Source organism: Alkalicoccus daliensis, from assembly GCF_900103955.1.
Taxonomy (GTDB): domain Bacteria; phylum Bacillota; class Bacilli; order Bacillales; family Salisediminibacteriaceae; genus Alkalicoccus; species Alkalicoccus daliensis.
In genome coordinates this window covers 96,292-119,933 of the sequence record NZ_FNIL01000009.1, presented here as the reverse complement: position 1 = coordinate 119,933, position 23,642 = coordinate 96,292, and the positions used below count along the sequence as shown (strand labels likewise).

Sequence of the window (23,642 nt, the reverse complement as noted above, 5' to 3'; positions counted from 1 at the left end):
AACCACTTCAGGCATCCAGCCATTTTACTGCAAACGCAACAGCCTCAGATAAAGAAAAAAGCTTTGAATCAGCTGACCCTATTTTCCCCAAATTCACTTCTATTGTACGCTCCATTGCCATCCCACAGTCACTGAACCTGAATTCATTCATTTCAATTTCGTCATACTCCACCCATTCCCGGTTTCCCTGTACGTTTAAAATAGGAGCTCCTTTGCGGATTTTTAAAGAGGAGGGAATTCTGTATTCTGCAAGATGAAAACAGGTGGCTGTGTCATACCCTGTTCCTAAAAGTAAAACTTTCGCTTCTTTTTTCTCCAGTTTACTTAAAGGGGAATGCTCTCCCAGCCCATAGTTCAGTGAATGATCCTGCATAAGTTCCCCTGCCTCCTGTCCCCACGCAGCAAAAGAAACAGCTGGATGAACACTGCGGACCACCTGTGGAAAGGTTCTGAACAGCTCAGGAATGCTTCCCATTCCGCGGGTAGGAGTCTTGGCCGGATCAAAAGCAGGCATCGTATGCCTTATTTCATCATGCCATTCTTTTGGAACGGGAGGGGCCTCCCATTCTGCCGGATCACTCCAGTCTCCGCTTTGGGCCGGCATCACGATATTCCCTTCCCTGCCTACAGCTTCACAAAGAGCTTCAATTACTGCCTGCTGCCCCCCGCTCACAAATCCCATTGCTTTTAAGGAGCTGTGTACAAGCAACGTATCTCCGGGATTCACTCCGATTTGCTGCAGATCTGCTTTTAATGAATCTTTAGTTCGCAGCTGATTCGTATTTTCCACCACTTCTTTCATCTGATTCCCAGCTTTCCTATTTTATTTTTACTCCATCATATTTGTCATTACCATCCACAGCACCGTAAGCAGTATGGCTTGAAAGAACGTTAATTGAAGATCTTTTTTCCAGGAACGCTTCGTTACAAATACCATCGCGCGGAGTAAGGCAAACAATATTATCCAAAAAATAATCACCAGCAGCAGATAATTGAGCATTCTTATCCCCCTTCAGCTTTTCTTTCTCTATTGTACAGGTATCCTATATAAATGAATATGTGAACAGACTTTTATTCTTCCTTCCACCTCTGTGCCAGCCCGTGCCATATATAGTCTACGACTGCAGCTTCCTTCACTGCGCGCTGTGATATCCAGCCATTTTCGTCCCGCAGTCTCCGTTCTTCTTTATCTATTGGCACAATCCCCTGCCCCATTTCTTCAATGATGAGGATTACATTGCTTTTTTCTCCCGCCTGAGTAAGCCAGTTCCAGAAATCCTTATACCCGTAGCCCTGCCGCAGCCAGCTTTCAATCCCTGTAATAACAATTTTCCGGGCAGTTGTATTATGAATATTACTGCCTGGTTCGATCCATACTGCCTCAGGATATAATTCTTTTATATATGCTCGTTTTCCTGCGAAGGCACCTCCGATAACGACATGCACTGCCATCCCTCCTTATATTTCACCATGCGGACGATCAAAGCTTTTCCGTGCGGTACTTTCGCTTCCCAGAAAGAAGCTGCTGCTCCCAGCTCCAGAAGAAGCTGGCGGATCACACCACCATGCGTCACTGCAAGCACTGCGCCGCTGCTCACTGAAGCAAGTCTTTCTTCCAGCCACTCCCTTACTCTTTTCTGAAAATCCATGTAACTCTCGCCTCCAGGCGGCGTCACCTCAAACGGACAATCCAGCCAGTTTCTGTAATGTATCTTCTCTTTCAAGTCATCATAGGTCGACATTTCCCATCCTCCGAAATTCGCTTCCCGCAGGCGGCTGTCTTTGTTTCCTTTTATACCGAGAAAAGATAGAGTTTCTGTACACCGCTTTAAGTCGCTCGTATACACTTGAAGCCAAGGCTGATTCTCCAGTACAGTTTTTAAATGTGTCAGCTGCCCGATCTCCTCCTGCAGCAGGGAAACATCCGTCCAGCCGACATACCTTTTTTCCTGATTTGCTTTTGTTATACCATGCCGGATGAGATAAAAATCCAAATACTGACGAGTATCCACAGTTCTCCTCCTTCGATCGAAGCACCAGCCAGATCTCCGTTAATTCCTTTAAATTCTTTCATGAGCCAGGTGCGGTATAAAAAGAAAAATACGAGTGCGGACAAGAACACCGCTGCAAAATAAATTTCTCCGCTTAAAAGAATGACAAAAATCACCGGAATAGAAGCGATCACTGCCTCTTTCCTGTTAATATGCTTCTGCCAGGCAGCAGCAAGTCCAGATTGCTTTACGGAGGGAACAGCTGTCATCAGCAGTACCACGAGAAAGCGGGCCAGAACCGGAATCAAAAGAAACACTGCAGGGGAGGCTTCCAATACGAGAAGCTCTAAAATTACGATAAATTTCCATGCTAAAAGAAAGATCAGCGCGATAATACCGAAACTGCCGACGTGTGGATCTTTCATAATCAGCCACTTCTTTTCCAGCGGAGCATTTGCTCCTACCGCATCAAAAACGTCCATCCACCCGTCCAAATGAAGTCCCCCGGTGACCCAGACGAAAAAAGTAAGTATCAGCATTGCTTCCACCAGCAGGGGGAACGGAAATGACAACCAGACCAGCAATGCTGGAAGTATTCCAATGAGTAAACCTGTGAGCGGATAAAAACGCAGCGCCCACCTGCTGGAAGAAGCATTCCATTCTGCTTTCACAGGCAATGGTATTCTTGTTAAAAACTGAACCGACAAAATAAACCCATCCACTGCATTTTTCATTAAAGCTTTCCCTCTTTCCAGTAATGAGGTATTCCCGCTCTTACCTGAATCACTTTTTCTGCATGTGCGATAATTTTCCGGTGTATTTTTTCCAGCACTTCCACATAAGCTTGTGTGCCCGGATCTGGAGGAAGACCGCCTTCATTTATATCATTGGAAACAAAAGTTGCGTTGAGATCCTTTGCGGAAATAATTTCACACCAATTCTCCACTATATCCATGATTTCTGCTTTGGTTTTTTTTTGCTGAAACATCGCTTCATTCAGCCAGACAGTTAAGCAGTCCACCAGGAGCACCTCTCCAAGCGCAGCTTGTTTTAAGGTATCCTCAATATGAAATTCAGCTTCTTTCGTTATAAACGCAGATGCGCGGTCTTTCTGATGCTTCTCGATTCTGAAAATCATTTCCTCATCGCTTCTGCTGCTTGTAGCTATAAAGACTGGAGCTGGGGATTGTTTTAACACTTCTTTCTCTGCAAAGCTGCTTTTACCAGAACGGGCACCACCGGAAATAAAAGTAATCAATGTGATTCCTCCCAGCGGCGCAGCGCTCTCAGCAGCTGGTTGTTTTCATTTCTGCTGCGGACCGCTGCCCTTACAGCACTGCCGTTAATACCGTCAAAATTATATGTGTGCCGGACAGCAATCCCTTCCTGCATTAAAAAGCGCAGCAGCGGCTCGTGATCATCCAGCTCTTTATCCCGCAGTATATAAAAGTTCACTCTGCTCTCGGACATCGACCAGCGATGTGTATTTAAGCTGCTTCGTATCCAGTGCAGTTCCTCCTCCAGCCAGGCAACCGTACTTTCTACAAATTTTTTGTCTGCTGTCATCTTCGGGATCAGCGCTGCGCTTATTGTATTTACACTCCACGGCATCTGCCAGCTTTGAAGTTTTTGTATTATTTCTTCTGAGGCAAGCAGGCATCCGCTTCTAAGACCAGGGATTGCAAACATTTTCGTAAAAGAACGCAGAAGCACGAGCTTTGGATTTTCTGCCAGCAGGCTGGTCAGCTTTTCAGTTTCCGGGAGAAAATCGATAAATGCTTCATCAACAAAAAAATATGTATCTGGAGCAGCATGCATCAGCTGCTCCACTTCTTCTTTCGCAGAAAGTGTGCCGGTAGGATTATGCGGACGGCAGATAAATACTGCATCCACCTCATTTATTTTTGCTGCAATATCTGCCGCAGGAAAGTGGTTATTTTTATAAGAGACAGTGTCGATTGTTATTTGATAATGCGCGCATGCCAGCCGGTATTCTTTAAAAGAAGGTTCAATCAGCAGCACTTTCCCTCCAGTAACAAGACGGGCTGCGAGGTAAATTGCTTCTGCTCCGCCGTTTGTTATGAGTACTTGCTGCGGAGGAATATTTTCACTTTCCGCTGCGGCCTCTGCTGCTGTTTTATAATCAGGATCGGGGTATACGGTCATTGCATCCAGTGCCTCCACTGCGGCTTCCTTCACCCAGTCCGGTGGTCCGAGCGGGTTAATATTTGCACTGAAATCCAGAAGATTTCGTTTCTTTTCCTGCAGCATTTCCTGCAGCTGCAGCGGCTGTCCGCCGTGATCAGGCCATTTCATTCTCTCTTTCTCTCCTTTCTGTAACTATGAAAACAGGATGAGTGGTTATTTTTGCTTCATGCGTGGCTGCGATGAACACAGCAGCTGCAGTCCCGGGTTTTATCGGCAGAAATTTACCACCCTGCCAGGAAGGCAAAAGCTGCAGTTACAATGACAAAGATAAGAGAACCGCCATATAAATAAAGAATCGCGCGCTCAATATCTTCCGGTACGAGCGGTCTTCTGCCGATGCCCATTTCTGCTCTATTAGATACTTCTCCCTGATAGTAGTTAACTCCTCCCAGCTTCACTCCAAGTAACCCTGCGATAAGCGCTTCGCTCCAGCCGCTGTTCGGGCTTGGGTGCTTTTTTGCATCGCGGAGTGTAACCTTTATTCCTTCTTTTCTTTTCGATCCAGGTATAAATAAAGAAGCAAGCCAGATGGTAACGGAAGTAAATCTCGCCGGAAGCCAGTTTACAAGATCATCGAATTTTGCTGAAGCCCAGCCGAACGAACTGTATTCGGCATTTTTATAACCTACCATGGAGTCGAGTGTATTTACAGCACGGTACGCCATGGCAAGCGGTGCGCCGCCGAGCAGCGCCCAGAAGAGAGGTGCAGTAACTCCATCCACCGTATTTTCTGCCACCGTCTCAACAGTGCCTCGAACGATCTCTGATTCATCGAGTTTTTCCGTATCTCTCCCTACTATCATGGAAAGCGCCCTTCTTGCTTCAACTATATTTCCCCTTTTTAAAGGTTGGAGAACCGCTGCTGCAGCCTCTTTCAGACCTTTGCAGGCAATCGTTGAAGCAGTCAGCCAGATACTTGCTGCAAGTCCTGCCAGCGGATGAATCCAGGTAAGAAAAGCAATTATCCCCCACGTGATGATCCAGGCAGTTAACACGATGGTGAATACAAGAAGAATCCCTCTGGCTTTTCTCTGCGAGGCAGATCCTTTATTCCATCTGCGCGTAAAGTAAGTGATCAATCTTCCAAATCCGACGACTGGATGCGGAAGACGTTTAGGATCCCCAATCAGCCAATCAACAATAAACGAGGAAACGAGCAAAAAGCCCGTCGTGTAAATAACTATCACGAGTGGGCTTCCTTCCAGCGCTTATCAATCTGCAGTGCTTCTGACGTCGCCTCATACACCATATATCCAATTCCTCTGCCGATAAATGTACCTGATCCAGCATAGGGAGTGCGTTCCCCCTGCTGTGTCGCCGCGATCACCAGGCTGTCTGTAGAAGTACTTGTTGCAGGCGTGCCGCTGAGTCCATCTGTAATTTCGTTGTCATGCAATGCCTTTACCTTTGCTTCTGTCGCCGACATACATGCGTTTACAAGCCCACCGTCTGTTAAATGAACATCTGCAAATACCAATGTATTAATGGTGCCTATTTTTTCATTTCTTATCTCTGTTTCTCTATGCGTAATATCTACCGCGTTTCCTGTGCCAGCTGTAACTACCACGAGAATCGCAATGCCATTCAGTACTTCTTTTTTAATAACTGCGTTCTCTACCTTTACTGCAGTCATCATACCGATCGATTGCTCTACCGGAAGTTCAAGTGCCTGCAGCCAGCTTTCAACATCCAGCTGCGGCGTCTCACAGTCATAATTTTTGTCTACATGAAAATTGGCAAAATGCTTAATCCATTGGATTCCTTCGCCTGCCACTCCATTGGAAATAGTACGCAGCGGCTTGGGGAAAGAAAGCCGGATCACCTCTTCATTCTGCTTCAGCTGATAAGCCTCCAGCAGGGAAACCGGCTGTTCTTTCTTCTTATGAGGATTCATCAGGAGCTGCGGGCGGGCAAGTGTTGGATGTGGCTGTGTCCAGGTTTCCACGCCGTAAATTTCGGCGAGTTTTTTTCTTTTGCGAAGTACATCCACGGTACCTACTTCCTCCAGTGCTCCCTGATGCAGAAGACCGACCCGGTCACAATATAATGCAGCTATATTTAAATCATGGAGTATCGCAAAAATAGTCAGCTGCCGCTCTTCCTGCCAGCGCTTCAGCAGATCGAGAATTTCAAACGTATGCTTAATATCCAGATGATTGGTAGGTTCATCAAGCAGCAGTACTTCCGGTTCCTGTACCAGCGCTTTCGCAAGCAGGACCCTCTGCTTTTCCCCGCCGCTTAAATTTAAAAATGGTTTATGGCGGTACTTTACTACATCTGTGATCTCCATTACTTCTTCCATCAGCTGTTTATCATACTTGGACAGCGTTTTAAAAATTCCTTTTTGAAACGCGTATCTTCCAAGCTGCACAATCTCTTCTACCGTGAAATCAAAAGAGATGTTTGTTTCCTGGGCAAGCACGGCTATATGTCGGGCACGAGTAAAAGAATTCATATTCAGCAGGGATTTCCCATGAAGTGTGACTGTTCCTTCTTTCGCCGGGAGGACTCCGCTCATCAGCTTGAACAGCGTCGTTTTTCCACTGCCGTTCGGTCCGAGCAGCCCAAAAAATTCTCCGGTATTCACCTTGACATTCAGTTGCTGGATCACCGGCAGTTTTTCATAGCCGCCGCTCAAGCCTTTGATTTCTATCACACCGCTTTCCCCTTTCCTAGTCGATTTCGTATTAGCAGTACTGCAAAAATAGGCGCTCCTATCAGCGCGGTAATTACACCAATCGGCAGTTCCTTCGGTGCAATGATCGTCCGGGCAAATATGTCTGCAGAAATAAGGAAGGCACCTCCGATAATCATCGATAATGGAAGTACATGCTTGTGATCCGGTCCTGTAACCATACGCACCAGGTGCGGTATTACCAGGCCGACGAACCCAATTGTACCCGAGACAGCAACGGCAGCCCCAGTCAGAAGGGATGCTCCGGTCAAAATAATTACCTTGCCGCGCTGCACATTGACACCGATATGACCGGCTGCTTCCTCTCCCAGTGCCAGCGCATTCAGTTCTCTGTAGCGTGTAACGAGAAGTACAGCACCGATCAACATAAATGGAATAATCAGCTGCACATAGCTCCAGCCCCTCATACCTACACTGCCGTACAGCCAGTAAATAATCTGCGTCATTTCATTTTGATCTCCGAGCGAAATGATTAAAGAAATAATAGAACCAATAAAGGCACTGACAATAATTCCAGCAAGTATAATCGTTTCAATGGCCATGCTGCGGCTGCTTATTCTCACCAGGCCAAAGACGATCATTAAAGTAATAAATCCACAGATGATGGAAACCGCTGGAAGCGTGAACGCCCCAAGACCTGCAATGGTAATTTGAAAGAAAATAACGAATACAGCCCCTAATGCTGCACCGGAAGAAACACCAATGGTGTAAGGATCAGCCAGCGGGTTGCGCAGCAGTCCCTGAAAGGCGGCGCCTGCAAGAGCAAGCGAAGCACCTACACATAGGCCCAGCAGTACCCGCGGCAGCCTGATTTCCCAGATAATAGAAAATTCATTATTAGGCACCTCTGCCGCCGTGGTGATATTAAAGCTTCTTTCCAGCACAATATGAATAATATGGCTAATAGGGACAGTGACACTGGAATAAAACAATCCAAATGTCACTGTCCCGATTAACAGCGAAAGGCTGATTACATAATATATCCAAATTTTATTGGAAGACATCCGGATAAACAGCCTCAGCAATTAATCTCGTACCGTCCACCAGTCTTGGACCGGAGCGGGAAACCATATCACTATCAACATCATGAATATCTTCATTTTCCACTGCCGGTACATCTGACCAGCCTTCTCTTTCCGTTACTTCAGCTACCGGATCATCCACATAGAAACCATACGTGGTAATAATTGTATCAGGCTCCAGTGTGACAATTTCTTCTTCTGTCAGGTTCACCCAGCCTTCGTGATCAGCAGCAGCATTCTCTGCGCCGATTACTTCAAGCATTTCATGCATGAAAGTTCCCTGGCCCGTAGTAAAAATATCCGGAGAAGGAGCTACTTCGATCCATACAGTTTTACGGTCTTCTTCATCAATCTCTTCTGACTGCTCTCTCAATTCATCCAGCTCCGCCTGCATTCCCGACACAATTTCCTCTGCCTGCTCTTCTGTTCCTGTGATTTCTCCAAGCATTTCAATATGTTCAAATGCACCATCGAAGGATGCTGGATTTTCAATTACAAACACTTCGATTCCTGCATCCCGGTACTGATCGAGAATCTCTCCGTGATTGTTATGGTGATAGTCCGAAACAAGCGCAAGGTCCGGCTCCAGAGAAAGAATCATTTCAGCGTCCATATCCTGTCCGCCCACCTGTTCAATTTCCAAAGCTTCTTCCGGATAGTTGGCAAAATCTGAAACGCCTACGATTCGGTCTCCAGCACCAAGCTCGAACAAGATTTCTGTGTCACTTGGCTGCATTGTTACGATAGACTCCGGCTCTTCTTCAATTGTTACTTCATTTCCGGCGTGATCGGTGACGGTAATTGGATACTCTCCCGCATCCACTTCTTCATTGCCCGCATTTTCTTCTGTATTGCTCTCATTATTTTCGTTGTCTCCCTCATTGTTTTCCATCTCTTCATTTGTTTCGTCTGCTGCTTCATTCGTTTCTTCTTCATTTACCTCCGCATTATTGTTCTCTGTTACTTCCGTATTGTTTTCTGCATTGCCGGCGTTATTTTCATTGTTGTCTGCTGTGTTGCCGCATGCAGCAAGCAATACTGCGGTTGATAGTACGATAAGTCCTTGATATTTTTTCATGATTTCTGCCCCTCCTGAGTAAGTAAACACAAAAAAACGTCACCCTTCGTAAAGGATCACGTTGGATTTAAAATGCATAGGAAGGCGAGAAAACTTTGGATTCGCTCTTTAAACCTGTAATTGCACTTTAAACAACCCTTTCTCCCGAAGGTGTTTAAAAACAGTTAGGCAGGTCTCCTGACTTACGCATCGCACAACGGCACTTTCCTTCCCGTGAAAAATCACAGTGGTTCTTTCAGTGCCGTCTCCGCGTTTACAGTGGCGGGCCCGTGCCGGAATTTCACCGGCTTCCCTTTTCATCGCTCATCTATAAAATGAACGACACCTAGCTGCTGACGAGTGTTTCGTTTTTTTGTTAGCTTCATTATATTACACTGACACCTTAAAAGAAAGCTTTGCCCGAAGGAAGCTGAAATGAATTGTGTTTTCTTCTGCTATTTTCAGTGCTTCTGCTCCAATTTTAAAAAGAAGAAGTTCCTGGCTTTTATGAGTATTTGAATCAGCACACCGTTTTTTATTGCATTTACAACAAAAATAAAATATATTAATACACATACGATTTTTATTGTATTTACATCAAAAGGAGGGGCGGTATGAAAGAAATTCTTCGTGAACTTGGGATGGCTGCCCGGGCATTGGATTCTATCAGCAATATCGAATTCAAGGAGTATGAGCTCACAAAAGGACAGTACTTATACCTCGTCCGCATTTGCGAAAATCCGGGAATTATTCAGGAAAAGTTAGCAGAAATGATTAAAGTCGACCGCACTACTGCCGCCCGGGCTGTGAAAAAGCTGGAGATGAACGGATTCATCGAAAAAAGAGATGCTCCGGACAATAAAAAAATCAAGAAACTTTTCCCTTCAGAAAAAGGAAAATCCGTTTATCCTGTGATCAAGCGAGAAAATCTTTATTCGAACGAAACTGCGTTACAGGGCTTCACTGAGGAGGAGAAAGACACGCTGTTTAAACTGATGGAACGGGTGCGGAAAAATATTGAAAAAGACTGGGAGTACGTCAAAAAAGGAAATAAAAGAAACTATTAATCATTAAGCTCTGTTAATGCTCATTGTTGATAAGAGAAAACTTCGCTGCCATTCGGCTTGCTTGCCCTGGACGAGCTCCTCAGCTTCCTCACTTCGCTGCGGGATCTTCCGAGCTCGTTCTTCCAGAGGTTTTGTGCACTTTCTCAGCCGGAAGCATCTGCGCAGCCGGCCAAATGCTCTTGAAATCATCTTCATGCTCTTTGTGCAGATGACTGTTGGTCGAGCAAAGCAATGCTCCCTCTAAAAAAGGCGTCCGCGGTTTCCGCTTCGTTTTTACCTTTGCGAAACAAAAGAAAAAGATTGTTTCTATTACAAGCTTTTCTATCAACAAAACGGAGCTAAGGCGATTTTCAAGACGCCTGCGGTAAAAGAAAGCTTGAAGATCGAAGGTTCGTCTCGCACTGCAGACGAACTCGTAAAGCAGGTGGGAAGCCAGCCGGGCTCTTGAATCCAAGAAAGACGGTTTAGTCTTGCTTGGATTGGCTGCGCGGAACCCTGCTTATTTCGAAGGGATAGCGGAAGGATTTCTCCGCGGCAAGCGCAGAAAAAGGAGCCGCAGGCGTACTTTTCTTATATCAACATCAAACTTTAACAGAACCAATCATTAAAAGGAGCCGACTTATGGAGACAGAATTTAAGAAATGCACGGAGGAAGATCTTAAAACATTACAGGAAATAAGCATTGAAACTTTTAAAGATACTTTTGAAGCGCAGAATTCGCCTGAAAACATGCGGGCTTACCTGGAAAAAGCTTATAATCTGAAGCAGCTTGAAAGTGAAATGGCAAATGAATTCTCTTCCTTCTATTTTGTTTATTACAATAATGAAACAGCGGGATATTTAAAGATTAATACGGAAGAAGCCCAATCAGAGGAAATGGGAAAAGACGCTTTTGAAATTGAAAGAATTTATATCCGGACTAAATTTTTAAGAAAAGGCCTGGGGAAATATTTATTACAGCAATCAATAGATATGGCTTCTGCGCAAAATAAAAGAAAAATCTGGCTCGGTGTATGGGAAAATAATGAAAATGCGATCGCGTTCTATGAAAGAATGGGGTTTGTACAGACAGGAGCGCATTCTTTCTATATGGGGGACGATGAGCAGACAGACATCATTATGACAAAAGTACTTTCTTAAATATAAGAAAAAGGCATGCTGTATGAGCCATGCCTTACATGCTGCTAACTGCCGGTCCTGAAACAGCTGTTATTACACGTCCATCCCCAAATCTGCAAAGGTAGCCATTTCTTTTACGATACCGGCCGCCATTGCGACCAGCGGATAAGCTGCCGCCGCACCGGTTCCTTCGCCGAGACGCATCTGAAGATCGAGCAGCGGATCTGCTTTTAACGCCCGCAGCGCAATTTCATGTCCTGCTTCCGCAGAACGGTGGCCAAAAATAAAATAATCTCCTGCAGCAGGTGCTAGTTTCACAGCTCCCAGCGCCGCTACTGTTGCGATAAACCCGTCAATGAGTACGGGTGTTTTCTTTTCCGCAGCTCCGAGCATTGCGCCGGTCAATGCGGCAATTTCCAGTCCCCCGATGTCGGCAAGCACTTCCAGGGGACTCACTGCTTCGGAACGATTTACTGCCTTTCTTATTACCTCCGCTTTCAGCAGGAGCTGTTCTCCTTCCACTCCTGTGCCGCTGCCTGTCACTGCTTCCGGAAGCTCTCCTGTCCACTTTGCAAGGAGCGCGCTGCTCGGTGTAGTGTTTCCAATCCCCATTTCTCCCGGGATAATAATTTTTGCACCTTTGCTGACTGCTTCCTGCGCCATTTCAATTCCAGTTGCTATTGCTTCTTCCGCTGCGGCTAGCGTCATGGCACTTTCTATCGCAATATTCCCGCTGCCCCGTTTTATTTTCCTGGCAACTGCACCTTCGAGCGCTTCACTGTCCACTCCAACATCGACCACTGTAACCGAAGCGCCGATCTGCCGGGCAAGTACATTAATTGCGGCTCCTTCTTTCACGAAATTATGTACCATTAACTGCGTTACTTCCGAACCGTATAAGGAAACCCCTTCATCTGTCACTTTATGATCTCCGGCAAACACAAGCACTGCTGGTGATGAAACATCAATATCACTTTGGATACCGGCTAACTGGACTGCTAATTTTTCCAGCCTCCCTAAACTGCCCAGGGGTTTCGTGAGTGTATTTAAATATTGTCCCATCTCTTTTTCCGCCTGCTCATTTTTTGAAGTAATCTGGTTAACTGTCTCCTGCCACATTATAGATCAACTCCTTTTTGTCTGAAATTCGTTATGGAAGCTTCCAGTGCCTCCATATCAATATGCTCCCGGAAATTATCTGCAAGCTTTGAAAAAGAAGCTTCTCTCAATTCATGAAAAAAGGGCCTTTCAATCGGAGGAACCCCTTTTATATCGCGCAGCTCATTTAACAGCGCGTGCCGGAACTTATCATTATGAAACACATCATGCATATATGTGCCTGCTGCCTTCTGATTCAATGCACCTTCTGCTTCTCCATTCTCTTTTTTCATCCAGCTGGCCTCTGCATGCTTTGTCGTCCCCATATGTATTTCATAACCGGAAACTTCCTGCATACGTCCCTGCCACTGTAACCAGCCAGAGGTGCGGATAGTGTTTTTTTCTTTTTCTACTTCTGTCTGCATTGTTGGAAAGAACCCTAATCCTTCTATTTCTTTTACGGAAGACTCCACCTGCCCGGGATCCGTCACTTTTTTTCCCAGCATCTGATATCCCCCGCACACTCCAAAAATAAAACTGGCGTCCGCTGCTTCACGAAGCGCTGTATCGAATCCTTTTTTCTTTAAATACATTAAGTCGCTGATGGTCGATTTACTGCCTGGAAGGATAATAATGTCAGGTTTTCCTAATTCTTTTCTCTCTTTGACAAACCTTACGTTACAATCGGGTTCGTATAAAAACGGATCTATATCTGTATAATTTGAAACTCTTGGATAAGCGATTACCGCAATCTCAATGACTGCGCCGCTTTTTTTCTGGCGTACACGATCAATCCCCAGGGAATCCTCTTCTTCAATTGCGAGATCCTCGATAAAAGGCAGCACCCCAAGTACGGGCTTTCCTGTGTATTCCTCCAGCCAGTCCAGCCCAGGCTGCAGGAGAGAAATATCACCGCGGAATTTATTGATGATGATTCCCACAATCCGGGTGCGCTCTTTTTCATTCAGCAGCTGCAGTGTCCCTACGATATTGGCAAACACACCGCCACGGTCAATGTCCGCCGTCAGTATTACCGGAGCATCGGCGATTTCCGCCACCTTCATATTTACAAGTTCCCGGTCATTTAAATTGATTTCCGCAGGACTTCCCGCCCCTTCAATCACAATCCGTTCATATGTACTTTCCAGACGGCGGTAGGCAGCTTCAATCACCTGCAGTCCTGTTTCATAATAATCCTGCCTGTATTCTCCTGCCTCCATCGTGCGAAGCGGCTTTCCGTGCACCACAATCTGCGCACGTGCCTCTCCGGAAGGCTTGATCAGAATAGGATTCATATCTGTATCTGCATCTATTCCCGCTGCCTCTGCCTGTACGCCCTGCGCACGTCCAATTTCTTTCCCATCCCGCGTGATATAAGAGTTATTTGCCATGTTCTGTGATTTAAACGGCGTTGTCTTCCAGCCATCTTCTGAAAATATCCGGCACAGCGCAGCCGCAATCGTACTTTTTCCGGCATCTGACTGTGTCCCTTGAATCATCATAGGGAGCGCACGCATTAAAATTCAATTCCTTTAATTGCGGGAATGCCTTCATCATAATAATGTTTTTCCACATCTACGACAGATACCAGATCTGCTGCTTCCTTAATTTCTTTCGGGGCATCTCTGCCTGTAATAAGAAGATGCACATGCTTTGGCTTATTTTGAATCGTTTCTACCACATCCTTTAACGGCAGAACGTCATCAATTGGGAACTTATCAATCGAGAGTGCATTATTCAGCTCATCCCAGATAACGACATCATATTTTCCACTGAGCAGTGCCTCTTTCGCTTTCGGCCAGCCGATCCTCAGAGCTTCTCTGTGTTCTTCCGGAGTTTTTGTCCACGTAAAGCCGATTCCAAGCTGCTCCATTTCCACTCCCAGTTTTTTTAATGCCAGCTGCTCTCCGTAAGTTCTTTCGGGGGATTTAATAAACTGCAGTATATGTACACTCATGCCTCTGCCTACACTTCGCAGTGCTGTTCCTAGTGCAGAAGTAGTTTTCCCTTTTCCATGCCCTGTATGTACCAGTACCATTCCACGAGATTCTCCCATGTAATTCACTCCCTAAATTATATTGGTATCCGAACTGAGTATAATCCAGGAAAGAGATGAAGTAAACGCCTCCTCCCTATTCCCCTTCTTCCTTGTATTTTCTTTATCTTTCCAGTAATTCTTTGTAGCTCCGACACTTAGTATTCATTCTTCTGAGGACAAAAGCTGTTAAGAAAAGACTGCGGAAAAAGTAAGTATCCCCCTTTTCCGCAGCCTCTGATAAAACAGTTTTTATTTGCTTTTGCACTGAATTACCGCTTTGCTTCCAGTGCCTTTTTCAATTCTTTTTCATATTTTGAAGAAACAAGAATATAAAGAAAATCTCCCGACTTAATTTCTGTTTCTCCATAAGGAGTAATTAAATTTTCATTCCTTACGATTGCGCTGATGCTTGCTTTCTGCGGAAAAGCAACATCTTTTAATTTCTGCCCTGCAATTGCTGCATCACTGTCGACCTGGAACTGCACCATTTCTGCGTTTGCTTTTCCCATGGAAATCAATTCGATGGAATGATGCGGAGTATCTTTTTTCGGTCCCATTAAGTTAAGCGTTTTGGCCAGCTTGGAAATTGTCGTACCCTGTACTAAAGCAGAAGTTAATACGATAAAGAAGACTACATTAAAGAAAAACTCACCATCCTCCACCCCAGCTACAATAGGAAATGTTGCTAGAATAATCGGCACGGCGCCGCGGAGGCCCGCCCAGGAAATAAATAGCTTTTCATTCCATTTATAGCCCATCCCAAGCGTCGACAAAAGAACAGCGATCGGCCTTGCCACTAAAATCAGCACTGCGGAGAGAAGGAAACCGCCGAACATCACATTCCATGTAAATAATTCTGCAGGAAAGACAAGCAGCCCGAGCAGGATAAACATGAAAATCTGGGCCATCCATGCAAACCCTTCATTGAACTGAAAAATAGAATATCGATAGGTAAGTTCGGAGTTTCCGATAACGAGCGCGGCTACGTACACTGCTAAAAATCCGCTTGCACCAATCATAGAGGCAGCTCCGTACGCCAGAAGAGCAAATGCTACTGAAAATATGGGATATAAACCACTTGAATCCAGTTTGATCCGATTAATAGCTATGGATGAAAATTTCCCGATAAGTACTCCTATTATGAGCCCCATTCCCATCTGCCATATAAAAGAAGGAAAAAGTGAAAATATGCTGGTTTCCGGAATAAGGATTATTTCAATAAAGCTGATTGTTAAAAAAACCGCCATCGGGTCGTTGGTACCCGATTCTGCTTCCAGAGTCGCTCCCATTTTCGCTTTAATATTCCGTTCTTTGAGCGCGGCAAAAACTGCTGCTGCATCTGTGGAGCCGACAATGGCCCCGAGAAGCAGTGCCTGCATCCAGGTAATATCAAAAATAAGAAAAGCTGCTGCCCCGACAATACCGGAAGTAAGAAGAACTCCTAATGTTGCAAGTGAAAGAGAGGGCAGTGCTACAGACCGCACGGTAGAAAACTTTGTCTGAAGGCCGCCTTCAAATAAAATGATCACGAGCGCAAATATACCAACCATCTGTGCCTGTGAAGGATCATTAAAATAAATTACACCGAAACCGTCGCTCCCGATGATCATTCCTACGAGAATAAACAAGACGAGAGAAGGCAGGCCAATTCTGTTGGAAAATTTTGCTGCAAGTACTCCACTGATCAGGATTAAAGCGCTAAGTAATAAAAACGAGTCTATCTGCGAAGTATCGATCAAGAATGATTCCTACTTTCTGCATAAGTATATTAATAATTATACATGGTTTTTCTTTATTCGTCCTCTAAAGACCCTGCTTCACAAGGCTCTCTGTTTATATATATTTTGAACAAATCAAGTGTAATTCTTTATTAAGTCAGGAATTATACAATTTTAACCAGGAATACTGACTGCAGTAACCAGTGAAAACACGCAGCAGTAAAAAGCCCCTTCAGTTACTGAAGGGGACGTCTTCTTAAAAAGCTAAATTTGCAGCAGCCGGCCCAAAGTTTCCCTGTTCTCTGTCATGTCAGACAGTGTATAGCGGTCCAGAACAGCTAAATACGCCCGCAGCGCTTCTCCAAGCACCCCCTGCAGACGACAGGCTCCTGCGATTGGACACGTATTGTGGTTTTGAAAACACTCTACCAGATGAAAGTTATCTTCTGTCTGCCTTACAAGCTGTCCAATATTAATATCATCCGGATTTTTCAGCAGGCGCATCCCGCCGCTTCTTCCCCGTACTGTTTCAATATATCCTAATTTTCCTAATTGATAGACCACTTTCATCAGATGGTTTTTAGAAATGTCATAGGCCTCTGATATTTCCTTAATCTGTGTGAGCTCTTCCTTAGGCTTTACAGCGATATACATAAGAACACGCAGGGAATAATCCGTATAATGAGTTAAATGCATCTTCATCCCCTCCAAATTGTACATCTATTTTATCACATGCCGCTTTAAACCCGTAACATTTCACACTATGTTCATTAAAAGATGTATTTTAAATATTGCTTTTAATTTTTCTCCATGGTTGAATAAAAGTAACGAGATAAGGAGGGAATAAATATGCTTACTCAAGATCAGATCAGTACTATTAAAGCAACCATTCCAGTACTTGAAGAACACGGTGTTACTGTAACAACTCATTTTTACAAGACTTTGTTTGAGGACTACCCACAGCTTTTAAATTTATTTAACCATGTAAACCAGGATACGGGAGCACAGCCTAAAGCTCTTGCCTACTCCCTTTACCAGGCAGCCGTACATATTGACCGCCTGGAAGCAATCCTGCCGGTAGTGCATCAAATTGCGCACAAGCACCGCAGTATTGGTGTAAAAGAAGAGCATTATCCTATCGTCGGTGAATACCTCCTGAAGGCAATGCAGGAAAAGCTTGATCTTTCAGCGGATGACCCGATCATTGAAGCCTGGGGCGCAACATATGAAATTGTTGCTGATGTATTTATTCAAGTAGAAAAAGAAATGTACGAAGAAGCACCTTGGGAAGGCTTTAAAAATATGAGAGTTGATAAAAAAGTGCGGGAAAGCGATGAGATTACTTCATTTTATTTTGTCCCGGAAGATGGTTCCAAGCTTCCTGGCTTTAAGTCCGGGCAGTATATAAGTGTGGAAGCTTCCATTCCCGGTGAAAAGTATAAGCATATCCGGCAGTATTCTCTTTCAGATGCACCAGGAATGCCGCATTATCGCATCAGCGTTAAACGGGAAGAAAGCCCGCAAGGCATTGTATCGAATTACCTGCACAATCAGGTGGAAGTTGGAGATGTCATTCCAATGAGCGCGCCGGCTGGTGATTTCACCATTACGGAAACGGACAAACCGCTCGTACTTCTCAGCGGAGGGGTCGGTCTTACACCGCTGCTCAGTATGTATAAGCGGGCCCGTGAAGTACAGCCGGACCGTCCGATTACATTTATTCAGGCGGTAAGAAATGAAAATGTACACGGGATGAAAGAGGAAATCCAGCAGCTGCAGCAGGATGATCACATTAAGCATATCGTAAGCTATGAAAAGCCTGAAGACATTAATGCGGGAGACCTGCACGGCCTGCTTACGAAAGAAACGCTTGCTGCCTTCCTTCCGGATGAAGGAGAATATTACCTCTGCGGCCCAGAAGCATTTATGCGTGCCATGTATAATGAATTACAGGAACTTGGCATTCCTGCAGATAATATTTCGTATGAATTTTTTGGTCCGACAATGACACTCGCTGAAAGCTAAAAGCAGATAGACTTTTTCGGGAAGAGTACTTCCCGGAAAAGTCTTTTTTAGTTTTTCTTCTCTTTTCTCTCTTTTCCCCTCTTCCGTAGCTTGGATCATATTTTTAGATAGTTTTCGCGAATAGAGATATAATCTGTATAAATACTAAAGGGGGCAATCATAATGACAAATGTACATGACTATACGGTAACTACTGCTGCAGGAGAAGAACTTCCTTTACAAAAATATGAGGGAAAGCCGATGATCATCGTAAACACTGCGACGAAATGCGGTTTAGCTCCTCAGTTCAAAGCGCTGGAAAATTTATATCAGGATTATAAAGATGATGGCTTGGAAGTGCTTGGATTTCCAAGCAATCAGTTTATGAATCAGGAGCCTGTAGCAGATGAGGAAATGACTTCCACCTGCGAAATGAACTTTGGCGTCACATTTCCGTTAATGAAAAAAATCAAAGTGAATGGTTCCGAGGCTCATCCTCTTTATCAGCATTTGAAGTCTGCGAAAAAAGGTACAATCGGCGCAAATATTAAGTGGAACTTCACAAAATTTCTCATCGACCAGAATGGAGAAGTGGTGAAAAGATATTCTCCGCAGACTTCTCCGGACAAAATCCGAGCAGATTTAGACGAACTTTTATCCAAATAATATTCATATGCAAACCAACTGTATATTATAAGTTCAAAGTGCAAATTACGATTAACAGCGGGCTGCTTTGCTGTCTGTCTTTCACAGACAAACAATAAAAGCTCCCTATGCTGCAGCACGATGGAAGCCGCGCCCTGTTTTATAGAAATTAGCAGGAGACAAGTAAACATTCACCAAGAGTGTAACAGCACGAAAAACTAATTTACACATAGTGAACTCCTCATGTCTTTACAGACTGTTGAAAAACTAGTTTTTCATTAATAAATATATAGCAGACTGCTTTCTCCTTCGCCGGGACGCTTTCCGTGCGGGCCGGTCTCCGCTAATTTCTTCCTACTTCTGTCGGAAGAAATGGATCTTTTCCTCGTCCTGATTTGCCCAGGAGTCGCCCGCTGCGGCTACAGCAGCGAAAAAAAGTGCCAACCGGACGGCCTTTCTGATAAAAACCTGTCTTTTCTCCGAAGCGTACGGCAGGGACATCAGGATTTAACCGAAATCTGAAAATCCGTTCGCGCCTGCCGCTGGAAGAATTAGTTGAAGACGAGCCCCATGGCAGGCGAAGGAGAACTCATACATAAAAAGATAATAAATATACAAACTTCTTTACTTTATTATGGAAAGACGCTTTATAGTTCTGCAGTAAGAATTTCCACGTCGATCGTGATAGCTTTGAGATTCTCCGCTTTTTTCATTATTTCTTCGCTCTCTTTATATTTCCATGATAACGGCGTCATGAGGAGGATTTCTCTGCGCAGCTCTTTCGGCACAGAAAAGCTGTAAGTCAGTTTTTTACGGCCGGGATTCGAAAATGCCCGTGTAAATCCTGCTGTCACTTCTGCATTATCATAAGCTTTTTCCCCTGTCAGCTCTCGTATTTCCTTCAAATAATCTTTTCCTGGGACTGCCTTAATAATTTTACCGCCGTTTCTGCTGATTCTTTTAAATTCCTCATAGTTTGCCGGAGAAAATAAATTGAGAATAACGTCAAAACTGTGCTCTTGAAAAGGACTATCGGCTAAATCAGCGACAAGCCAGAGAAGCTGATCGTCCTGCTTTGCAGCGAGTTCAATTCCTGCTTTTGCCGTATCCGCTCCAATGCCGCTGAACTTTATTTTTTTCCTTAAAGCAATTAAATGCGATCCCTCTCCACATCCGGCATCTAGTAGACGGAGAGAAGAATCAGGCAGTTCTTCTGCGATTGCATTATGCATATTGTCGTATATACCGCTGTTAATCACGTTGGATCTGGCAGCAAACAGGTCCTTTGTATAGTTGGAAACATTATGCTTTTTCAGCAGATAGACATGTCCCTGCTTCGCTAAGTCAAAACTGTGTCCCCTGGTGCAGCGAAGACTCTTTGCTTCAAATAAAACCAGTGAGCTTCCACATTGAGGGCAGTGGAAAGACGATTCTAAATCTTTTAATAAAGCTGCTCTTTTTTCACGTTTGGACAACATTGGTTATATCTCTCCTTTACTTCTGAACAATATTATCTCATGCGAGCGCTGGATATTGCTACATTTTCTAAAGCTGCATCTGGATGTTTTTCCCTTTATTCAGCAGGGTATAGTTGAGCAGGTAAGGAGGTGGCCGCATATGCCGTTCAATTACGATGAAGACTTTGAAAACACAGATTTCCGGGAGGAACCCCACAAATACAGAGTGGGCCGCGGAGAGCAGGGGGTGCTGATGGTAGAGCCTTATAAAAGTGAAATTCTTCCCCACTGGCGGTTTAAAACTCCGGATATTGCAGAAGAATCCTCTAATAAAATTTTTGAATTGTATCAGGAATATAAGAAAAATAATGATTTTGTCGGAATGGATATGGCGAGAAAGTTTATCCAGATGGGCTACACCCGTTCCAGACGCTATGCAAATTATAAAGGCGGGAAAAAATACGATAAGAACGGGGAAATAAAGGAACGCCAAATAAACGAAGAAAAAGCAGAGTCAGCAAGAATTTTCGAAGAGAAATGGATTACTATCCGGGAAGATGAAGATTACTTGAAATTAAAAAAAGAACACCAGAAAAAGTACGGCTGATTCTGGTGTTCTTTTACATGGATAAATTTCAGACTGCGCTGACTTCGAAACCTCACAGGCAACCCCTTACATTCATCTAAGAAATTTCAGGAAAATACCCCATTCAGTGCGTGTCCTGCAATGACGTACTGCAGCACCGCCATTAAGAACGAGAACAGTAAACCCACTGTCATTCGTTTCACTCGTTTATTTCTCTTGTCATTTTCCTTCATTTTTTTGCAGGCCCTCCACTGGAATAAGGAAGTGAGAAACAGTGAAAGTGTTATAACTGAAAATAGTAAATGAAGCTCCAAGTTAAACTTTTCCATATCTACAACCGCGAGCTGATGCAAGTTTTCTGCCTCCGTCTGATCTGTACTTATTTCTCCGGAGATCACCGGCCCCTCTGCTTTCATCACCTCACTGTGTTCTGTGATTTCTACATTGTAGGGATGCAGGTTCCTATGGAGAAATAAAAACCAGCTTACCCCAAATATCAGCAGGGAGCTGCTCAAAAGGATACAGAATTTTTTGATGGAAAAGTGTTTCATTACTCTGTTTCAAACCCCGGCTGAACAATAACGAACCCGTCTCCTTCAAATTTCATCTGGATAGATTCGCCGCTGCCGCGTCCAAGAAAGGTGCGGTAGTTTATATCTGTGTGAAATTCCGGCGTAAGATGCCCTGACCATGCGACCGTTGCAGAAGGGTCCGTGTATACTGGGTCCCCCGGTTTCACAAGAAGGGTGAGCGGCTCAAAATAAGTAGTGATGGCCACCTTCCCTTCTCCTTCCAGCGTAATATTAAATAAGCCTCCGGACATCATTCCCGCTACTTTCCGCATCATTTGAATATCCCAATTAATCGTCGGTTCAAAAGCAAGCAGGTCATTTCCATTTACAGTAATTTTCCGGTGATCGAGATCGAGAATGGTAATCTGCTTACCCTGATCTGCCATAAACAGCTTTCCCCTGCCGTTCGCTTTCATTAATTCTCCACCTTCACTGGTGAACGTTTTCTTGAACATTCTTTCGACCCCATGCTCAAAAGCACGCTCTCTCTCAAACTTTATTTCCCCGGTATAAGAAATCATGGACCCCATCTTAGCCCAGATCTGCCCAGCCAGATTTATTTCGAGTATTCTGCTAGACTGCAGGCTGAAACTTCCGCCCGCTGCTTTCCGCTGTGTTTTCTCAAGAAATTCCTGGATTGAATAATCGCTCATCTGCGTCATCCTCCTTCTCTGTGTGCACCATTGTTTCATTGTATTTTTATTAAATAGTATCAGAAGGTGTTTGACTCTCTCGTGCTGCTTCTCTGCTTTCCTTTACGAACTTGTTTGAAAAAAGTTCCATTAGGAAATTCAGGAATTTTTCTTTTTTAACAGCTCCTGAAATTCTTTTTCCAGCTCCGGTGTGGGCTCAATACTAAGTCTGCTGAGCACCTCGCTGATTTTTGTTTCCAGCACCATCGCTTCTTCCTTCTCCGCGTTCCTTTCCACCGCTTCTGCTTCCTTCAGCCTTAGTATCCCATCAGCAATTTCAATGGAAATATCCGTCACCTGCTCAATAAAACTTCTGTCGTGGGAAATAACCAGGACAGTGCCTTCGTACTCCTGAAGCAGGCTTTCCAGTGCTTCCATTGCTTCGATATCCAGATAGTTTGTCGGCTCATCCAGCACAAGCATATTTATATCAGAGGTGAAAATTTTCGCAAAAGACAGCTTCACCCGTTCCCCGCCGCTCAGCACTCCGGCCTTCGTATGAACCTTCTCCCCTTGAAAACCTAACCTTGCTAAAACAATACGAATTGTTGTTTCCGACTGTATTGCATACTCATTCACATTTTCCAGAATCGTTTTATGCAAATGCAGATTCTCCAGATTTTGATGAAAGCAGCCTATTTTCACCCAGGCAGGTATGCGGATACCTTCTTTTTTCAGCAACCTGCGGACAAAAGTCGTTTTTCCGCTGCCATTTTCTCCGTTTAAAGCTGCATGGTCTCCATATTTCAAAACGAACGGCCGGCTTTCCCAAAGCTGTCTAGCTCCAGCTGCAGCGGTGCTCTTTTCTACAATTACTGCAGGTTTTCCCTGTTTTCCTTCTGCTTCGGGGACACTCATTATCAACTCTTTTTTCCGCCACGGTTTCTCGGCTTTCGGAAGTTTCTCCATCCGTGAAGCAATGGATTTTCCTACCTGCTGCATTTTTTTCTGTTTCTTTGCGAAATAAGGTTTTGCCCCGGTAATTTTCGCTTCAGAGCGGCTTACGTTTTTCGTGCTTGTCACCTTTGCTGCTCTCTCCTGCTTTTGCAGAAGTGCCTGCTCGAGGTGTCTTTTCTCTCTTCTGTATTTTTCGTAATCTCTTTCCTGTGCCTGCATTTTCTGCTTTTTAAATGCTTCATAATCCTTGTAGCTTCCTGGATGAATATGCAGCCGGCCATCTTCCAGCGCCCATATTTTACTGCACAAATGATGTAAAAAAGCTCTGTCATGAGAAATCAGCACGAGCGCACCCTTCCAGTTTTGCAGTTTTTCTTCCAGCCATTTGATATGCGCTGTGTCCAGATTCGTCGTAGGCTCATCCGCAAATAATATTCCCGCTTCCACCTGCAGTGCTTCCTGAATATATTTCTGCGTTATTTCTCCGCCGCTCTTCGTACTGTCTGTTTCTTTCAGCTGCGGCAGATAACCGTGGGAGCTGTATCGGTGAATGCTCCCCTCTTCCACATCTTTTTCCCCTGACAGCAGCTGCATCAAAGTTGTTTTTCCACTTCCGTTTTCTCCAATCAGGCCGATTCTGTCTCCTTCATGAATTTCCAGCCTTTCAATCGAAAACAGCTTTTTACCCTTCACTTCCTGCTTTAATCCACTTGCTTCAAGCATCATATCTATCTCTCCTTTTTCCAGGAGCACAAAAAAGTCTCCCTGGCTCTGAT

General features: G+C 44.5%; 25 protein-coding genes and 1 riboswitch. Of the genes, 5 read left to right on the top strand and 20 right to left on the bottom strand.

Annotated features, from left to right (window positions below; all coding sequences use genetic code 11):
* Nucleotides 1–7 precede the first annotated feature (7 nt).
* The 11 genes from BLP92_RS13415 to BLP92_RS13370 form a co-directional block, all read right to left on the bottom strand.
* The gene (locus tag BLP92_RS13415) at nt 8–802 is read right to left on the bottom strand and encodes an AAC(3) family N-acetyltransferase (protein WP_090843473.1); all 795 of its coding nucleotides are present in this window, start codon (nt 800–802) and stop codon (nt 8–10) included.
* 27 nt (nt 803–829) lie between these two features.
* A complete protein-coding gene (locus tag BLP92_RS18060) occupies nt 830–1,000 on the bottom strand; it encodes a hypothetical protein (protein WP_175444295.1) in 171 nt (56 codons plus the stop codon).
* Nucleotides 1,001–1,071: 71 nt separating this feature from the next.
* A complete protein-coding gene (locus BLP92_RS13410; RefSeq protein WP_175444294.1) occupies nt 1,072–1,446 on the bottom strand; it encodes a bifunctional adenosylcobinamide kinase/adenosylcobinamide-phosphate guanylyltransferase in 375 nt (124 codons plus the stop codon).
* Nucleotides 1,398–2,012 carry a histidine phosphatase family protein gene (locus BLP92_RS13405; RefSeq protein WP_090843471.1) on the bottom strand — a complete coding sequence of 205 codons (615 nt, stop codon included), beginning with the start codon at nt 2,010–2,012 and terminating at the stop codon, nt 1,398–1,400. The genes BLP92_RS13410 and BLP92_RS13405 overlap by 49 nt, the downstream gene beginning before the upstream one ends.
* On the bottom strand, nt 1,964–2,725 hold the full coding sequence (gene cobS, locus BLP92_RS13400; protein WP_090843470.1) for an adenosylcobinamide-GDP ribazoletransferase: 762 nt from the start codon (nt 2,723–2,725) through the stop codon (nt 1,964–1,966). The genes BLP92_RS13405 and cobS overlap by 49 nt, the downstream gene beginning before the upstream one ends.
* Nucleotides 2,725–3,249, bottom strand: coding sequence for a bifunctional adenosylcobinamide kinase/adenosylcobinamide-phosphate guanylyltransferase (locus tag BLP92_RS13395; RefSeq protein ID WP_175444293.1), 525 nt, complete (start codon nt 3,247–3,249; stop codon nt 2,725–2,727). The genes cobS and BLP92_RS13395 overlap by 1 nt, the downstream gene beginning before the upstream one ends.
* Nucleotides 3,246–4,307 carry a threonine-phosphate decarboxylase CobD gene (cobD, locus tag BLP92_RS13390; RefSeq protein ID WP_090843468.1) on the bottom strand — a complete coding sequence of 354 codons (1,062 nt, stop codon included), beginning with the start codon at nt 4,305–4,307 and terminating at the stop codon, nt 3,246–3,248. Before cobD ends, BLP92_RS13395 begins: the two co-directional genes overlap by 4 nt.
* Nucleotides 4,308–4,420: 113 nt before the next feature.
* Nucleotides 4,421–5,386: an adenosylcobinamide-phosphate synthase CbiB gene (gene cbiB / locus BLP92_RS13385; protein ID WP_210184571.1), complete on the bottom strand. Its 966-nt coding sequence runs from the start codon at nt 5,384–5,386 to the stop codon at nt 4,421–4,423.
* A complete protein-coding gene (locus BLP92_RS13380; protein ID WP_090843467.1) occupies nt 5,383–6,855 on the bottom strand; it encodes an adenosylcobinamide amidohydrolase in 1,473 nt (490 codons plus the stop codon). The genes cbiB and BLP92_RS13380 overlap by 4 nt, the downstream gene beginning before the upstream one ends.
* The gene (locus tag BLP92_RS13375) at nt 6,852–7,898 is read right to left on the bottom strand and encodes a FecCD family ABC transporter permease (RefSeq protein WP_090843466.1); all 1,047 of its coding nucleotides are present in this window, start codon (nt 7,896–7,898) and stop codon (nt 6,852–6,854) included. The genes BLP92_RS13380 and BLP92_RS13375 overlap by 4 nt, the downstream gene beginning before the upstream one ends.
* On the bottom strand, nt 7,885–8,994 hold the full coding sequence (locus BLP92_RS13370; RefSeq protein ID WP_090843465.1) for an ABC transporter substrate-binding protein: 1,110 nt from the start codon (nt 8,992–8,994) through the stop codon (nt 7,885–7,887). The genes BLP92_RS13375 and BLP92_RS13370 overlap by 14 nt, the downstream gene beginning before the upstream one ends.
* A gap of 150 nt (nt 8,995–9,144) precedes the next feature.
* Nucleotides 9,145–9,338, bottom strand: a riboswitch (cobalamin riboswitch).
* A gap of 249 nt (nt 9,339–9,587) precedes the next feature.
* Between BLP92_RS13370 and BLP92_RS13365 the strand changes: the two genes are divergently transcribed.
* Entirely contained in the window at nt 9,588–10,040 is a 453-nt protein-coding gene (locus BLP92_RS13365; protein ID WP_090843464.1) for a MarR family winged helix-turn-helix transcriptional regulator, read from the top strand.
* Nucleotides 10,041–10,661: 621 nt separating this feature from the next.
* A complete protein-coding gene (gene paiA, locus BLP92_RS13355; protein WP_090843462.1) occupies nt 10,662–11,180 on the top strand; it encodes a spermidine/spermine N(1)-acetyltransferase in 519 nt (172 codons plus the stop codon).
* 72 nt (nt 11,181–11,252) lie between these two features.
* On the opposite strand, the gene cobT is transcribed toward paiA, so the two are convergent.
* The 5 genes from cobT to BLP92_RS13330 all read right to left on the bottom strand — a co-directional run bounded on the left by cobT (nt 11,253) and on the right by BLP92_RS13330 (nt 16,709).
* Nucleotides 11,253–12,278, bottom strand: a complete 1,026-nt coding sequence (gene cobT, locus BLP92_RS13350) for a nicotinate-nucleotide--dimethylbenzimidazole phosphoribosyltransferase (RefSeq protein WP_090843461.1) — start codon at nt 12,276–12,278, stop codon at nt 11,253–11,255.
* Complete coding sequence (locus BLP92_RS13345) at nt 12,278–13,774, bottom strand: cobyric acid synthase (protein WP_244516852.1); 1,497 nt, start codon at nt 13,772–13,774, stop codon at nt 12,278–12,280. The genes cobT and BLP92_RS13345 overlap by 1 nt, the downstream gene beginning before the upstream one ends.
* Nucleotides 13,774–14,313 carry a cob(I)yrinic acid a,c-diamide adenosyltransferase gene (locus BLP92_RS13340; RefSeq protein ID WP_090843460.1) on the bottom strand — a complete coding sequence of 180 codons (540 nt, stop codon included), beginning with the start codon at nt 14,311–14,313 and terminating at the stop codon, nt 13,774–13,776. Before BLP92_RS13340 ends, BLP92_RS13345 begins: the two co-directional genes overlap by 1 nt.
* Nucleotides 14,314–14,564: 251 nt before the next feature.
* Nucleotides 14,565–16,031 (bottom strand): potassium/proton antiporter, encoded by a 1,467-nt coding sequence (locus BLP92_RS13335; RefSeq protein ID WP_090843507.1) that lies wholly within the window; start codon nt 16,029–16,031, stop codon nt 14,565–14,567.
* Nucleotides 16,032–16,277: 246 nt separating this feature from the next.
* Entirely contained in the window at nt 16,278–16,709 is a 432-nt protein-coding gene (locus BLP92_RS13330; RefSeq protein WP_090843459.1) for an RrF2 family transcriptional regulator, read from the bottom strand.
* 153 nt (nt 16,710–16,862) lie between these two features.
* Here BLP92_RS13330 and hmpA point away from each other — a divergent pair, with 153 nt between their 5' ends.
* Together hmpA and BLP92_RS13320 are read left to right on the top strand one after the other, a co-directional pair.
* Nucleotides 16,863–18,038, top strand: a complete 1,176-nt coding sequence (gene hmpA, locus BLP92_RS13325; protein ID WP_090843458.1) for an NO-inducible flavohemoprotein — start codon at nt 16,863–16,865, stop codon at nt 18,036–18,038.
* A gap of 162 nt (nt 18,039–18,200) precedes the next feature.
* The gene (locus tag BLP92_RS13320) at nt 18,201–18,683 is read left to right on the top strand and encodes a glutathione peroxidase (protein WP_090843457.1); all 483 of its coding nucleotides are present in this window, start codon (nt 18,201–18,203) and stop codon (nt 18,681–18,683) included.
* A 626-nt stretch (nt 18,684–19,309) separates the two neighbouring features.
* Here the strand turns inward: BLP92_RS13320 and BLP92_RS13315 are convergent.
* Nucleotides 19,310–20,140 (bottom strand): methyltransferase domain-containing protein, encoded by an 831-nt coding sequence (locus BLP92_RS13315; RefSeq protein WP_090843456.1) that lies wholly within the window; start codon nt 20,138–20,140, stop codon nt 19,310–19,312.
* A 139-nt stretch (nt 20,141–20,279) separates the two neighbouring features.
* Between BLP92_RS13315 and BLP92_RS13310 the strand changes: the two genes are divergently transcribed.
* The gene (locus BLP92_RS13310) at nt 20,280–20,726 is read left to right on the top strand and encodes a DUF4385 domain-containing protein (RefSeq protein WP_090843455.1); all 447 of its coding nucleotides are present in this window, start codon (nt 20,280–20,282) and stop codon (nt 20,724–20,726) included.
* Nucleotides 20,727–20,812: 86 nt separating this feature from the next.
* On the opposite strand, the gene BLP92_RS13305 is transcribed toward BLP92_RS13310, so the two are convergent.
* The 3 genes from BLP92_RS13305 to abc-f form a co-directional block, all read right to left on the bottom strand.
* A complete protein-coding gene (locus BLP92_RS13305; RefSeq protein ID WP_139148958.1) occupies nt 20,813–21,124 on the bottom strand; it encodes a hypothetical protein in 312 nt (103 codons plus the stop codon).
* A gap of 131 nt (nt 21,125–21,255) precedes the next feature.
* Entirely contained in the window at nt 21,256–21,930 is a 675-nt protein-coding gene (locus BLP92_RS13300) for an AIM24 family protein (RefSeq protein ID WP_090843453.1), read from the bottom strand.
* A gap of 138 nt (nt 21,931–22,068) precedes the next feature.
* Nucleotides 22,069–23,592, bottom strand: a complete 1,524-nt coding sequence (gene abc-f / locus BLP92_RS13295) for a ribosomal protection-like ABC-F family protein (RefSeq protein ID WP_090843506.1) — start codon at nt 23,590–23,592, stop codon at nt 22,069–22,071.
* Between the last annotated feature and the right edge of the window lie 50 nt (nt 23,593–23,642).

Coding starts and splice junctions, on each gene's coding strand:
- BLP92_RS18060 (WP_175444295.1), bottom strand. CDS start 1,000: ATGCTCAATTATCTGCTGCTGGTGATTATTTTTTGGATAATATTGTTT.
- BLP92_RS13330 (WP_090843459.1), bottom strand. CDS start 16,709: ATGCATTTAACTCATTATACGGATTATTCCCTGCGTGTTCTTATGTAT.
- BLP92_RS13320 (WP_090843457.1), top strand. CDS start 18,201: ATGACAAATGTACATGACTATACGGTAACTACTGCTGCAGGAGAAGAA.
- BLP92_RS13370 (WP_090843465.1), bottom strand. CDS start 8,994: ATGAAAAAATATCAAGGACTTATCGTACTATCAACCGCAGTATTGCTT.
- BLP92_RS13375 (WP_090843466.1), bottom strand. CDS start 7,898: ATGTCTTCCAATAAAATTTGGATATATTATGTAATCAGCCTTTCGCTG.
- paiA (WP_090843462.1), top strand. CDS start 10,662: ATGGAGACAGAATTTAAGAAATGCACGGAGGAAGATCTTAAAACATTA.
- hmpA (WP_090843458.1), top strand. CDS start 16,863: ATGCTTACTCAAGATCAGATCAGTACTATTAAAGCAACCATTCCAGTA.
- cobT (WP_090843461.1), bottom strand. CDS start 12,278: ATGTGGCAGGAGACAGTTAACCAGATTACTTCAAAAAATGAGCAGGCG.
- abc-f (WP_090843506.1), bottom strand. CDS start 23,592: ATGATGCTTGAAGCAAGTGGATTAAAGCAGGAAGTGAAGGGTAAAAAG.
- BLP92_RS13365 (WP_090843464.1), top strand. CDS start 9,588: ATGAAAGAAATTCTTCGTGAACTTGGGATGGCTGCCCGGGCATTGGAT.
- BLP92_RS13300 (WP_090843453.1), bottom strand. CDS start 21,930: ATGAGCGATTATTCAATCCAGGAATTTCTTGAGAAAACACAGCGGAAA.
- BLP92_RS13310 (WP_090843455.1), top strand. CDS start 20,280: ATGCCGTTCAATTACGATGAAGACTTTGAAAACACAGATTTCCGGGAG.
- BLP92_RS13345 (WP_244516852.1), bottom strand. CDS start 13,774: ATGCGTGCGCTCCCTATGATGATTCAAGGGACACAGTCAGATGCCGGA.
- BLP92_RS13315 (WP_090843456.1), bottom strand. CDS start 20,140: ATGTTGTCCAAACGTGAAAAAAGAGCAGCTTTATTAAAAGATTTAGAA.
- BLP92_RS13340 (WP_090843460.1), bottom strand. CDS start 14,313: ATGGGAGAATCTCGTGGAATGGTACTGGTACATACAGGGCATGGAAAA.
- cobS (WP_090843470.1), bottom strand. CDS start 2,725: ATGAAAAATGCAGTGGATGGGTTTATTTTGTCGGTTCAGTTTTTAACA.
- BLP92_RS13415 (WP_090843473.1), bottom strand. CDS start 802: ATGAAAGAAGTGGTGGAAAATACGAATCAGCTGCGAACTAAAGATTCA.
- cobD (WP_090843468.1), bottom strand. CDS start 4,307: ATGAAATGGCCTGATCACGGCGGACAGCCGCTGCAGCTGCAGGAAATG.